The following is a 13,387-nucleotide window of genomic DNA, read 5'->3' as shown; positions in this document are numbered from 1 at the left end:
AGGCTATGGCAATTACAAAACAGTATTTAAAAAGTAAGCCGGTTTGTAAAGTAACATTTACAGTTCCAGCAGAGGACGCAACAAAAGTATTTGTTGTTGGAGATTTTAATAATTGGAATCCAAAAAAAGGTACCCTTAGAAAGTTAAAAAATGGAACTTTTAAAGGAACTATGGATTTGCCAAAGGAAACATCATACGAGTTTAGATATTTAGTAGATGATACTTATATTAACGATGCAGATGCAGATGGGTATAAATGGAATGATTACGCGGGTACTGAAAATGCAGTATTAGCATTATAAACTACACAATACATAAAAAGAAAAATCCGAAACAATTTAAATTGTTTCGGATTTTTTTATATAGCAACAACACCCTTTATATGTGGATGCGGATTGTAATCTACTAAAGTGAAATCTTCGAATTTAAAATCAAAAATATTTTTAACCTCAGGATTTAGTAGCATCTTTGGAAGCGCTTTGGGTGTTCTGCTTAGCTGTAATTTTACTTGTTCCATATGGTTATTATAAATGTGTGCGTCACCAAAAGTGTGAATAAAATCGCCTGCTTCATAACCACAAGCTTGTGCCATCATCATGGTAAATAGTGCATACGATGCAATATTAAATGGTACGCCTAAAAAAATATCCGCACTACGTTGGTATAACTGGCACGATAATTTACCTTCAGCAACATAAAATTGAAAGAATGCATGACATGGCGGTAAGGCTGCTTTTCCGTTAGCTACATTTTCAGAAAATGATTTAGAGGTGTCAGGTAGCACACTTGGATTCCAAGCCGAAACTAACATTCTTCTACTGTTTGGATTTGTTTTTAAAGTATCAATTATTTCTTGTATTTGATCAATACCTTCACTATTCCAGTTGCGCCATTGATGGCCGTAAACGGGCCCTAAATCACCATTTTCATCGGCCCATTCATTCCAAATTCGAACGCCATTATCTTTTAAGTAATCAATATTTGTGTCACCTTTTAAAAACCAAAGCAATTCGTATACAATTGATTTTAAATGTAACTTTTTGGTAGTTACCATTGGAAAACCTTCGCTTAAATCAAAACGCATTTGGTACCCAAATACACTTTTAGTTCCTGTGCCTGTACGGTCTCCTTTCTGAGTTCCATTTTCTAAAACGTGTTGTAATAAGTCGTGATATTGCTTCATAGCCCCTTCGCCCCCAATGGGGGAATTTTAAATAGATTATACACAAAAATATATAATCTGATTATTTAGAATTGCTTTTTAGCATTCTACTTATCAATAATTATTAACGAAAGAGCATAGTATGGAAATTAAGTAAACCTGGTTATTTAACCTTGTAATTTTTAATGCCAAGATTGGTGTTCCTTCTTTGAGAGTTAGGGGGCTTTAGCCTAAAATCATACCAGCAATAGTGGCTGATAATAATGATGCTAATGATCCTCCTAACACTGCCTTCATGCCAAATTCTGATAACGTTTTTCTTTGACCAGGTGCTAGAGAGCCAATGCCACCTATTTGGATTCCTATAGAGGCAAAATTGGCAAATCCGCATAGCATATAAGTAGCCATAATTACAGATTTGTTATAAGCAAAGTGAGTTCCATTGGAAACATCTTTTAAATCGGCCAATTGTATGTAGCCAATAAATTCGCTTGCAGCTAACTTAATACCTAATAATTGTCCCATTAAAGCAATATCTTCTTTAGCTACGCCAATAAGCCACATTAAAGGTGCGAAAACAGTTCCTAAGATTGATTCTAAGGATAGTTTCTTATACGATGTATTCAACGCCATCCAATCATTAAGAGTTGTGACATCACCTATGGCACCAAATACCCAATTAATCATTGCGATAAATGCAACGAACACTAATAGCATTGCGCCAACATTAACCGCTAGTTTTAAACCTTCTGTAGTTCCATTAGCTATAGCATCTAAAAAATTGGAGCCTATTTTTTCTGTAGAAACTTGTACATTGGTATTTATGGCTTCGGTTTGTGGATATAATATTTTTGAAATTACAATGGCACCAGGAGCTGCCATTACAGAAGCTGCTAGAAGGTGTTTCGCAAATTGAAGTCGTAATAATTCGTCATCTCCCCCTAAAAATCCTATATAAGCGGCCAAAACAGCCCCGGCTACAGTCGCCATACCGCCAATCATAACCAAAAGCATTTCAGATTTATTCATTTTTTCTAGATACGCTTTTATCAATAACGGTGCTTCAGTCTGCCCTAAGAAGATATTACCAGCTACACTTAAACTTTCAGCACCTGAAATCCCCAATGTCTTGGTTAAAAGCCAAGCCAATACTTTAACGACTTTTTGAATTATACCTAAATAAAACAATACTGAGGTTAATGCAGAAAAGAAGATGATGGTGGGTAGTACTTGAAAGGCAAATATGAAACCAAAGGTATCCATGTCAACCACAAGTCCTTCAAATAAAAACTTGCTTCCAGCGGTTGTGAATTCGAGAACCTTCACAAACACTTTTCCTATTTTGTCAAAAACATATTGTATAAATGGTACTTTAAGAACACCTATGGCAATGATTAATTGTAAGCCTAATCCAATGCCTACAGTTTTCCAATTAATAGCTTTTTTATTAGCACTGAATAAAAACGAAACCAGTATTAAAACAAACATTCCTAATATACCTCTCCAAAGGCTGTTAATAGAGAAGCCTTCATTGGGTTTAATACTATTTATTGATTTTGAATTAATATCATTAATAGTAGTTGCATCAACAGTATTGTTAATGCTATCGGTAATTGTGATAGTTTCTTGTGCTATGGATGGTGTAACTACAAAAAGTAAAAGCAAGATAAGCCAAATGCTATTTTTCATTTAGGTTGGATTTGAGTAGAATTTATTGGCGTTTGGAAATTTCATCCCTTAATTTGGCAGCTTTTTCGTAGTTTTCGTTGGCTACTGCACTTTCCAATTCTTTATAAAGTTCGTCCATTGTTAGCTCTGAATATCCATCTGAGGCGGAACCAGTAATTTCAACAGTTTCTCCTTCTTGTAATATTTCATTAACCATAATACTATCATCTGTACTTTCATTTTCCTTATCTTTTGAAGAAAATTTAAGAAAAATACCGGCTTTGTCTAATATGGTCTTATAGGTAAAAATGGGTGCATTAAAACGTAGCGCTAATGCAATGGCGTCGCTAGTTCTCGCATCGATTATTTCTTCAATTTTATCTCTTTCACAAATAATACTAGAATAGAAAACACCGTCAACAAGTTTGTGAATGATTACCTGTTTGATCACTATCTCAAACCGATCAGCAAAATTTTTAAAAAGATCATGAGTTAATGGTCTTGGTGGTTTTATTTCTTTTTCAAGGGCAATAGCAATGGATTGCGCTTCAAAAGCACCAATAACAATGGGTAATTTTCGATCGCCTTCAACTTCATTCAATATAAGGGCATACGCACCATTTTGCGTTTGACTGTATGAAATACCTTTTATTTTTAATCGTACTAAGCTCATAAATATCTGTAAACTACAAAGGCTGTTTAAATAAAGGCTTACCTATTATTTAAACAGCCCTTTAAGAGGCACAATTTAACAATTTTTAAGCGTTTTGAGCTTTAAATTCTTTTAATTTTTCGATCAGTTGCGGAACTACTTCAAAAGCATCACCCACTATGCCATAATCTGCGGCTTTAAAAAAGGGTGCTTCTGGATCAGAATTTATAACAACTTTTACTTTAGAAGAACTTACACCAGCCAAATGTTGAATGGCTCCAGAAATACCAATTGCAATGTATAAATTACTAGCAACAGGCTTACCTGTTTGGCCCACATGTTCTCCATGAGGTCTCCAGCCTAAATCTGAAACTGGTTTAGAGCAAGCAGTAGCGGCACCTAATACATCAGCTAATTCTTCAATCATTCCCCAGTTTTCAGGGCCTTTTAATCCTCTACCACCCGATACTACAATATCAGCATCGGCAATAGTAGCTTTACCAACTACCTTATCAATGTCAATAGATTTTGTTGAGAAATCACCATCATTTAATGTTGGACTAAAATTTTCTACTGTGGCTGTTGTTTTATTTTCATGTATGCCATAAGCATTATTAGATACACCAACAATTTTTGTTTCGGTGCTTATTTCTGAAAAAGCAAAACCTTTATTGCTAAATGTTGTTCTTTTTACAATAAATGGACTTGTGCTTTGTGGTGCGCCTACAACATTTGGAATGTAACCAGCTTTTAAATGACCAGCCAACAATGGTGCTAAATATTTTGTGTCTGTACTAGAGCTTAATATAATAACTTTAGCGCCTTCCTTTTCAACAGCTTGTTGTACGGCATCGGCATATGCTTTTGCATTAAATGTTTTTAATTTATCATCGGTAACGTTTAATACTTTTGATATTCCATATTCTCCTAAACTGTTATTTTCAGTGGCGTTAAAGGAAATGGCTGTTGCGGAAGTGCCCATTTGTTTTGCAATTTCACTTGCATACGAAGCAACTTCTAAAGCATTTTTTTTAAACTTACCGTTTTCTGATTCTGTATATACTAAGACTGACATAATTTTGTGTTTTTTAATTTGAGAAAAATTTAAATGGCTTTAGCTTCTTCGTGTAACAATTTAACTAATTCATCAACAGAAGTAACCAATTTAACAGCGCCTTTCGCTGCTGGTTTTTCAAATTTGGTGTCTTTAGTTGCAGTAATTCCTTCAACAGGTTCTACAACGGTTAATTTTTTTTGACGCGCCATCATGATTCCTCTCATGTTTGGGATTCTCAAATCACTTTCTTGAACAAGTCCTTTTTGGCCACCTATAATTAAAGGTAAGGTGGTAGATAATTTTTCTTTTCCGCCATCTATTTCACGAATTGCTGTAGCATTGGTTCCATCAATTTCTAAACTGATACAGGTATTTACAAAATTCATTTTTAATAAACTTGCCATGATTCCAGGGACCATTGCTCCATTATAATCAATAGATTCTCTACCTGCAATTACTAAATCGTATGCACCATCTTTAACAACATTAGCCAATTGTTGAGCAACAAAAAAACCATCCGTAGGAACTGCGTTTACTCGTATTGCTTCATCTGCACCAATAGCTAAAGCTTTTCTCATCGTAGGCTCTACAGAAACATCACCAACAGTTGCAATATGAACAGTGGCATTTTGTTTTTCTTTGAACCACATTGCTCGTGTTAAACCAAATTCGTCATTTGGATTTATAACAAACTGAACTCCGTTGGTGTCGAATTTTGTGTCGCTATCTGTAAAGTTTATTTTCGACGTAGTGTCTGGAACGTTGCTTATGCAAACTAATATCTTCATCGTTATGGTATTTTTTATATTTAAAGATTGCTAAGATAGCCAATATTTTTCAAATTTACTATGCATGCATAGTAAATTTTATAACTTTTTTTAGTTGTTACTAACTTTAATATGACATATAATTTCCTATTTTTGCTATCCTTTTAGGAATAAGAATTATTAGAAACTCTGATTAAATGAAAACAATACAATTTAGAGAAGCCATTTGTGAGGCAATGTCCGAAGAAATGAGAAAAGATGACTCTATCTATTTAATGGGTGAAGAAGTCGCTGAGTACAACGGGGCTTACAAAGCTTCAAAAGGAATGCTTGATGAGTTTGGTCCTGAAAGAGTTATTGATACTCCTATTTCAGAGTTGGGTTTTGCTGGTATTGGTGTTGGTTCTGCAATGAATGGTAATAGACCAATTATTGAGTTCATGACATTTAACTTTGCTTTAGTTGGTATTGATCAAATAATCAATAATGCTGCTAAAATTCGTCAAATGTCTGGCGGTCAGTTTAATTGTCCAATAGTTTTTAGAGGTCCAACAGGTTCGGCTGGACAATTAGGAGCTACCCATTCACAAGCTTTTGAGAGTTGGTTTGCAAATTGCCCTGGTCTAAAAGTAATTGTACCTTCTAATCCTGCTGATGCAAAAGGATTATTAAAAGCTGCAATTCGCGATAATGATCCTGTGATTTTTATGGAATCAGAACAAATGTATGGTGATAAGGGTGAAGTTCCAGAAGGAGATTATATTATACCAATAGGTGTTGCTGATGTAAAGAGAGTTGGAACAGATGTTACCATTATTTCTTTTGGAAAAATAATCAAAGAAGCATACAAAGCTGCTGATGAATTAGAGAAAGAAGGTATTAGTTGCGAGATTATAGATTTGCGTACAGTGAAGCCTTTAGATTATGAAGCTATTTTGACATCTGTAAAGAAAACAAATAGAGTAGTAATTTTAGAAGAAGCTTGGCCTTATGGTAATGTTGCTTCTGAAATCATCTATCATATTCAATCAAATGCATTTGATTTTCTAGATGCGCCAATTGAAAAAATAAATACTGCAGATACACCAGCACCTTATTCACCAGTTTTATTGGCCGAATGGTTGCCTAATCACGAAGATGTGATAAGATCGGTTAAAAAAGTATTGTATAAATAGTAACATGTTTATGTAAGTATATATAAGCTTTACTGACAAAATTGTCAGTAAAGCTTTTTTAGTTTTAGTATAATATTTCAACTTGTATTACAGTTTTAATGATATTAAGGATAGCTCTAATTAATGCTATAAAAATTAATGAAAAAGTACATTTTTTTATTTCTTGTTTTTTTTACAACGATATTTTTTGCACAAACAAAAGTTAGTGGGTTAGTTGTAGATGAAAATGATATGCCAGTTTCCTTTGCTAATATTATTTTTAAAAATTCTTCGGAGGGAACTATTACTAATGATGATGGGGTGTTTTACCTAGAATCCGATAATACATACAACGCAGTTGTTGTTTCTTTTGTTGGCTACGAATCTAAAGAAATTACACTAAGTAGTAGGGTAAACTATCAAATGAAAATTGTTCTAGTTGAGGGTGGTGAGCAATTAAAAGAAGTTGTAGTTTACTCAGGAAAACAGTCTAAAAAAAACAATCCTGCGATCGATATTTTAAAAAAAATATGGGAACACAAACGTAAAAATGGCGTAAATCATTACAAGCAGTACAATTATGATAAGTATGAAAAAGTGGAGTTTGACTTAAATACTATTGACAGTGCTGTTATAAAAAGTAAGCTTTTTAAAGGTATGGAGTTTGTGTTTCAAGATCTTGATACTTCAAGAATTACTGGAAAAACGTACCTGCCTATTTTTTTAAATGAGACCTTCTCTAAAGTATATGGAGATAATATTAAAGGAGAAAAGAAAGAAGAACTACTGGGGTCAAAAAATTCCGGCTTCACTAATAATCAAGCATTAACTGCATTTGTAGAAGATTTATACTCAGATTATGATGTGTATAATAACTATTTAAAATTTTTTGATAAAAGTTTTACTAGTCCACTTTCCAAGACTGGGGTAGACGTATATAATTATGTATTATCAGACAGTACTTTTATAGATAATAAATGGTGTTATAACATTATATATTATCCAAGAAGAAAAAATGAGCTCACCTTTAAGGGTAATTTCTGGGTTAACGACTCTACCTATGCTATTAAAAAAATAAACTTACAAGTAACCAAAAGTGCTAATATAAACTGGGTAAAAGAAATTTATATAGAGCAAGATTTTGAAGTGGTAAACGATTCTGTTTTTCTTTTGAAAAGAGATTACATGTTAAGTGATTTTAGCCTAAGTAAAAAAGAAGAGTCTAAAGGTATTTATGGTAAGCGAACAACGGTATATAATAATTATAAATTTGATGAATTTAAAGACGATAAATTCTACAAAAACCTTACCAATCAGTTTAACGCTGGTATTGTTGAGAGAGATGATGAATTTTGGAATATTAACAGACTAGAAGAACTCAATAAAGATGAAAAAGGAGTTTATAAATTATTAGACACCCTTAAAACCGTTCCAAAATTTAAAAGCTACTATAATATTGTAAGTATTTTAGGTTCTGGGTATGTCGAGATTGATAAATGGAATCTTGATATTGGAGATGTGTATAGCACTTTTGGTTTTAATGATGCCGAAGGCATTCGAGTAAGAGCAGGGGCTAGAACATATTTTGGCCAAAATGATCCGTGGAGAATTGAGGCCTATACAGCTTATGGCTTTAGTGATCAACGGTTCAAGCATGGAATTTCCGGAAAATGGCTATTAGATAAAAAATCAAGATTAATTATTTCTGGTGGTAATAGGCGTGATATTGAACAACTAGGCCTAAGTTTAACTGCAACTACTGATGTGTTAGGAAGAAGTGCGGCTTCATCATCTTTGTTTTCCGTTGGATCTAATGACAGGCTAACAAATATAGATTTATCTACATTTAATGCAGAGATTGAACCCTTGCATAATTTTATAGTCAGGTTTGGAGGATCGTTAAGAACTTTAAGTTCTGCGTTGCCAGACGCATTTAATTTGGATTATGTAGATCCTAATTCACCTACTGGAATTAGCTCAGAAATAAAACAGTTCGATATTGCAACAACTTTAGTCTATACACCTGGTAAAAGAACAATAGGCTATGGGGTAGAACGCAGAAATATAAACGATACGTATAGTACCTTGTTTTTAAAATATACCAAAGGATTTTCAGGCTTCCTTGAAAGTGATTTTGATTATGAAAAACTCCAATTTTCCTATAGCCAACCATGGATAATTGGTGGTTTTGGAAGACTATACAGTACAGTTGAGCTCGGGAAAACCTTTGGCGCTGTACCTCTAGGATTGTTAAATGTTATACCCGGAAATCAAACGCTGTTTTCTATTTATGGAACTTTTCCAAATTTAAATTTTTATGAATTTGTAACCGATACCTATGCTTCAGTACACTTGGAGCAAAATTTTAATGGAAGACTGTTTTCAAGAATACCAGTCATTAAGAACTGGAATCTCCGCGAAATTATTGGAATTAGAGGTGTCTGGGGAAATCTTTCTGATGAAAATATCTTATTAAATAATCCTACCAATATTCCATTAAGTGCGCCTAATGATAAAATTTATTGGGAATATTCCTTCGGTGTAGGTAACATTTTCAAGATCTTAAGAATCGATTTTAATTTTAGAGGCAACTACTTAGAAAACCCAGAAGCCAGACCTTTTAGTGTAACAGGTTCCTTTGGTTTTAGTTTTTAAAATAAATAAAAACTTTATAGACAATTTTACGCAATGGTTTTCGTTAAATAAATCAAGAAAATACAATGCGAATCCTAAGATATTTACAGTCTTAACAAGAGTTAAAATAAATTATTCAAGTATCTTTGCGCACAAATTACAGTATATTATTATGAGTAAAAAACAAACTATTACTTTCGATGTTTTAATAGAAATTCCAAAAGGAAGTAGAAATAAATATGAGTACGATTTTACCTTGCATAAAATTAGATTTGACAGAATGCTTTTTTCATCTATGATGTATCCAGGGGACTATGGATTTATTCCAGAAACTTTGGCATTAGATAAAGATCCGTTAGATGTATTGGTTATGGGAACGGAACCAACTTATCCAATGGTTGTGATGGAAGTGAAACCAATAGGGGTTTTCCATATGACCGATGAAAAAGGACCAGATGAAAAAATAATTTGTGTTCCTGTATCTGATCCTATTTGGAGTAATAATAATGACATAAGCGATTTAAATCCGCATAGATTAAAAGAAATAGAACACTTTTTTCAAGTTTACAAAGATCTAGAAAAGAAAAAAGTAGATGTAGGTGGTTGGGGTGATGCTGCTGAAGCAGTTAAGATTTATCATGAATGTGTAAAGCGTTATGATGAAAGCGATCACAAAAAAAAGCGTACGTTTACCATATAAACAAAAATAACTACTTTAAAAAGCCACTTTTAATATTTAAAAGTGGCTTTTTTTATTAATATCGATTTCATACATTTACCATCAACTAATTAACAAAATCTCAAAATAATTATGGAATTACTATTAAAATTTCTGCCAGTCTTCGGAATCGTGGCATTATTATTTGTCATTATTAAAAATATGTGGGTGTCTAAACAAGATGCTGGTAACGAAAAAATGACAAGGATTGCTAAGAATATTTCTGATGGCGCAATGTCTTTCTTAAAAGCAGAATACAAAATACTGTCAATTTTTGTTGTTGCAGTTGCTGTTTTGCTTTATGTGAAAGGAAGTAATGAAATTGGATCTAATGGTATGGTCGCAGTTTCGTTTATAGTAGGCGCTATTTGTTCTGCATTAGCAGGTTTTATTGGCATGAGAGTTGCAACAAAAGCTAATGTAAGAACCACACAAGCTGCAAGAACTTCATTAGGGAAAGCATTAGAAGTTGCTTTTGCAGGTGGCGCTGTTATGGGGCTAGGCGTTGTTGGTTTAGGGGTATTAGGTCTCAGCGGTCTTTTTGCAATATATCAAGAAATTTGGCCTGGAGCTGATAATTTAGGAATGGTATTAAATGTGCTTTCTGGGTTTTCTCTTGGGGCGTCTTCCATAGCATTATTTGCGCGTGTGGGTGGTGGTATATATACAAAAGCTGCAGATGTTGGAGCTGATTTAGTAGGTAAGGTTGAGGCTGGAATTCCAGAAGATCACCCTTTAAACCCTGCAACTATTGCTGATAATGTTGGTGATAACGTTGGTGATGTTGCTGGAATGGGTGCGGATTTATTTGAGTCTTATGTAGGTTCAATAATCGGAACAATGGTGCTTGGGGCGTTTATTATTACTCCTGATTTTGCTGGTCTTGGTGCAGTTTATTTGCCTCTAGTTTTAGCAGCAGTGGGTATAATCATGTCTATAATCGGAACCTTTTTTGTAAAAGTAAAAGATGGTGGAAACCCGCAAACAGCATTGAATATAGGTGAGTTTGGATCTGCTGGTTTAATGGTAGTTGCCTCTTATTTTATCATAACTGCTTTAATCCCAGAAGTATGGGTGTATGGTGGGGTAGAATATACTGCAAATGGTGTGTTTTTCGCAACTTTGGCTGGTTTAGTATCAGGTTTAGCTGTTGGTAAAATCACAGAATATTATACAGGTACAGGTACAAAACCAGTAAATTCTATAGTGAAACAATCAGAAACTGGTGCTGCTACAAATATTATTTCTGGATTAGGTGTAGGGATGATGTCTACTATGTGGCCAATTTTATTCATTGCAGCTGCAATTTTAGTTTCGCATCATTTTGCTGGCTTATACGGTATTGCTATTGCTGCAGTGGGTATGCTAGCAAATACAGGAATTCAGTTAGCTGTTGATGCATACGGTCCTATTTCTGATAACGCTGGTGGTATTGCTGAAATGGCAGAATTACCACATGAAGTTCGTGATCGTACCGATAAATTAGATGCTGTTGGTAATACTACTGCAGCTATTGGAAAAGGATTTGCCATTGCTTCTGCGGCTCTAACAGCTCTAGCATTATTTGCGGCATTTATGAAAGTAGCTAATGTAACTTCTATTGATGTTTCTAAGCCTACCGTAATGGCAGGGTTATTAGTTGGTGGAATGCTTCCTTTTGTGTTTTCTGCATTATCAATGAATGCGGTGGGTAGAGCAGCAATGGCTATGATTGAAGAAGTTCGTCGTCAATTTAGAGATATTCCTCAATTAAAAGCTGCATTAGAAGTAATGCGTGCGGTAAATTCTGATATGTCTAAAGCTACTAAAGAGCAAAGAGCAATTTTTGATGCTGCCGATGGGTATGCCGAATATGATAAGTGTGTTGCAATTTCCACCAAGGCATCTATTAAAGAAATGGTGCTACCGGGGTTATTGGCAATTATAGTTCCTGTGGCTGTTGGTTTTATTGGTGGTGCAGAAATGTTAGGTGGGTTATTGGCTGGAGTTACTACGTGTGGCGTTTTAATGGCTATTTTCCAATCTAATGCTGGTGGTGCTTGGGATAATGCTAAGAAAATGATCGAAGCCGATGGTCGTAAAGGAACAGATGCGCATAAAGCAGCTGTTGTTGGTGATACTGTTGGTGATCCTTTTAAAGATACATCGGGTCCATCCTTGAACATTCTATTGAAGTTAATGTCGGTTGTGGCTTTAGTAATTGCACCGAGTATTGCTTTAAGTCTTGATGATGTTTCCGCTTATGTGAATGGCAAGCAAACTGTTGAGACAACTATTAAAATGAATGTGGAAAGTAATGATTTAGCTGAGGCGACTATAGTATATACCACAACAGTTAATGGAGTGTCAACTACAGAAGAAAAAATTATCAAAGGAACACAAGCTGAAGTAAAGGCGCAATTAGAGGCTTTTGAAAACACTACGGTTAAATCTAACGATGATAATATCGAAGTTAAAATAGAAAAAGTAGATATTCGAAAGTAATATCATATAAAGTTTATATTTTTAACCTGTCAGTTATTTTAATTGACAGGTTTTTTTATACTAATACGTAGTATGAGTTTATTTAAGAAGGATCCATTACAAATTATCACTTTTGACGCTTATGGTACCAATGCCCATTTTTACTTAAGGGGTAGAGCCTTAGAAGATGAATCAATAAATCTTGAAGATCAAGGGTGGTTTCGTTTGCTTTTGAATACATGGAAACGGTTAGAAACCGATGAAATTAAAAATACGGAAATAATAATTACACTGCCGAACGGTCAGGTTTTAAAGACCATGACTGATAACTATGGTTACTTTAAGGTAAACGAGCAATTGGATAATTTAAAGTCCTTAGCGAACGATGAAGGATGGGTAAATTTTGAAGTTTCTTATGGAGATAAAAACCTTAAAAGAACAATTCAATTAGAAAACAGATTTCCTGGCAAATTGTTAGTTCCATCAGATGAAGCAGATTTTGGGGTAATTACCGATATTGATGATACTATTTTACATACTGGCGTGGTTTCTACCTTAAAATGGAAAGTATTATTTAATACGGTATTTAAAACAGCAATTAAAAGATTGCCATTAAATGGAGCGCCGGATTTATATAATAAATTACATAGAGGTGTTTCTGGTAAAATGGCAAATCCAATATTTTATGTAAGCCATAGTCCATGGAATTTATACCGGTATTTGGAGCTTTTTTTAAGGCAGAATAATTTTCCTAAAGGACCAATATTGCTTCGTAGTTTTCAAACTTTTTTTAAAAGAAAAACAGCGCTAGATAAGCCTCAAAAGCAATTAGAAATTTTGAATTTATTAAATACCTATCCTAAACTTTCTTTTATCCTTATTGGAGATAGCGGAGAATATGATGCAGATATTTATAAAGAAATTGCCTTGTTATACCCTCAAAGAATTCGTGCTATTTATTTAAGAAGTGTAAACAGTTCTAAAAGAATGAAACGAGTAAAAGGCCTCTTTGAAAATTACACGACTACACCGGTACTTTTTGTGGATGATAGTAGTCAAGCTGTAGATCATGCAAAAAAAATGGGCTTCATTTAATTTGAAACCCATCTTAA

General features: G+C 34.0%; 11 protein-coding genes. 6 read left to right on the top strand and 5 right to left on the bottom strand.

The features are described from left to right. The first annotated feature begins 5 nt into the window (after positions 1-5). On the top strand, positions 6-302 hold the full coding sequence (locus B8963_RS01160; RefSeq protein WP_084059475.1) for an isoamylase early set domain-containing protein: 297 nt from the start codon (positions 6-8) through the stop codon (positions 300-302). 56 nt (positions 303-358) lie between these two features. Here B8963_RS01160 and B8963_RS01155 read toward each other — a convergent pair whose 3' ends face one another. From B8963_RS01155 to B8963_RS01135, 5 genes are all read right to left on the bottom strand, one after another. Beyond that, a complete protein-coding gene (locus B8963_RS01155; RefSeq protein WP_084059474.1) occupies positions 359-1,183 on the bottom strand; it encodes a thymidylate synthase in 825 nt (274 codons plus the stop codon). 204 nt (positions 1,184-1,387) lie between these two features. Continuing rightward, a complete protein-coding gene (locus B8963_RS01150; RefSeq protein ID WP_084059473.1) occupies positions 1,388-2,851 on the bottom strand; it encodes a NupC/NupG family nucleoside CNT transporter in 1,464 nt (487 codons plus the stop codon). A gap of 22 nt (positions 2,852-2,873) precedes the next feature. Further along, positions 2,874-3,503 (bottom strand): bifunctional nuclease family protein, encoded by a 630-nt coding sequence (locus B8963_RS01145; protein WP_084059472.1) that lies wholly within the window; start codon positions 3,501-3,503, stop codon positions 2,874-2,876. An 85-nt stretch (positions 3,504-3,588) separates the two neighbouring features. Next, positions 3,589-4,557, bottom strand: coding sequence for an electron transfer flavoprotein subunit alpha/FixB family protein (locus tag B8963_RS01140; RefSeq protein ID WP_084059471.1), 969 nt, complete (start codon positions 4,555-4,557; stop codon positions 3,589-3,591). A 29-nt stretch (positions 4,558-4,586) separates the two neighbouring features. Further along, complete coding sequence (locus B8963_RS01135) at positions 4,587-5,327, bottom strand: electron transfer flavoprotein subunit beta/FixA family protein (protein WP_084059470.1); 741 nt, start codon at positions 5,325-5,327, stop codon at positions 4,587-4,589. 176 nt (positions 5,328-5,503) lie between these two features. Between B8963_RS01135 and B8963_RS01130 the strand changes: the two genes are divergently transcribed. The 5 genes from B8963_RS01130 (at position 5,504) to B8963_RS01110 (ending at position 13,370) form a co-directional block, all read left to right on the top strand. After that, entirely contained in the window at positions 5,504-6,481 is a 978-nt protein-coding gene (locus B8963_RS01130; RefSeq protein WP_084059469.1) for a pyruvate dehydrogenase complex E1 component subunit beta, read from the top strand. 138 nt (positions 6,482-6,619) lie between these two features. Further along, positions 6,620-9,115 carry a DUF5686 family protein gene (locus B8963_RS01125; protein WP_084059468.1) on the top strand — a complete coding sequence of 832 codons (2,496 nt, stop codon included), beginning with the start codon at positions 6,620-6,622 and terminating at the stop codon, positions 9,113-9,115. Positions 9,116-9,266: 151 nt separating this feature from the next. Continuing rightward, on the top strand, positions 9,267-9,794 hold the full coding sequence (locus B8963_RS01120; protein ID WP_084060684.1) for an inorganic diphosphatase: 528 nt from the start codon (positions 9,267-9,269) through the stop codon (positions 9,792-9,794). Positions 9,795-9,905: 111 nt separating this feature from the next. Continuing rightward, complete coding sequence (locus tag B8963_RS01115; protein ID WP_084059467.1) at positions 9,906-12,296, top strand: sodium-translocating pyrophosphatase; 2,391 nt, start codon at positions 9,906-9,908, stop codon at positions 12,294-12,296. A 72-nt stretch (positions 12,297-12,368) separates the two neighbouring features. Continuing rightward, complete coding sequence (locus B8963_RS01110) at positions 12,369-13,370, top strand: App1 family protein (protein ID WP_084059466.1); 1,002 nt, start codon at positions 12,369-12,371, stop codon at positions 13,368-13,370. Positions 13,371-13,387 lie beyond the last annotated feature (17 nt).

This window comes from Cellulophaga tyrosinoxydans (genome assembly GCF_900176415.1).
Lineage (GTDB): Bacteria > Bacteroidota > Bacteroidia > Flavobacteriales > Flavobacteriaceae > Cellulophaga > Cellulophaga tyrosinoxydans.
This window is presented reverse-complemented; position numbering and strand designations above follow the sequence as displayed.

Bases quoted from the DNA above. Each gene is read 5' to 3' on its own strand.
- B8963_RS01160 (WP_084059475.1), top strand. From the start codon at position 6: ATGGCAATTACAAAACAGTATTTAAAAAGTAAGCCGGTTTGTAAAGTA.
- B8963_RS01140 (WP_084059471.1), bottom strand. From the start codon at position 4,557: ATGTCAGTCTTAGTATATACAGAATCAGAAAACGGTAAGTTTAAAAAA.
- B8963_RS01125 (WP_084059468.1), top strand. From the start codon at position 6,620: ATGAAAAAGTACATTTTTTTATTTCTTGTTTTTTTTACAACGATATTT.
- B8963_RS01150 (WP_084059473.1), bottom strand. From the start codon at position 2,851: ATGAAAAATAGCATTTGGCTTATCTTGCTTTTACTTTTTGTAGTTACA.
- B8963_RS01120 (WP_084060684.1), top strand. From the start codon at position 9,267: ATGAGTAAAAAACAAACTATTACTTTCGATGTTTTAATAGAAATTCCA.
- B8963_RS01155 (WP_084059474.1), bottom strand. From the start codon at position 1,183: ATGAAGCAATATCACGACTTATTACAACACGTTTTAGAAAATGGAACT.
- B8963_RS01135 (WP_084059470.1), bottom strand. From the start codon at position 5,327: ATGAAGATATTAGTTTGCATAAGCAACGTTCCAGACACTACGTCGAAA.
- B8963_RS01130 (WP_084059469.1), top strand. From the start codon at position 5,504: ATGAAAACAATACAATTTAGAGAAGCCATTTGTGAGGCAATGTCCGAA.
- B8963_RS01145 (WP_084059472.1), bottom strand. From the start codon at position 3,503: ATGAGCTTAGTACGATTAAAAATAAAAGGTATTTCATACAGTCAAACG.
- B8963_RS01110 (WP_084059466.1), top strand. From the start codon at position 12,369: ATGAGTTTATTTAAGAAGGATCCATTACAAATTATCACTTTTGACGCT.
- B8963_RS01115 (WP_084059467.1), top strand. From the start codon at position 9,906: ATGGAATTACTATTAAAATTTCTGCCAGTCTTCGGAATCGTGGCATTA.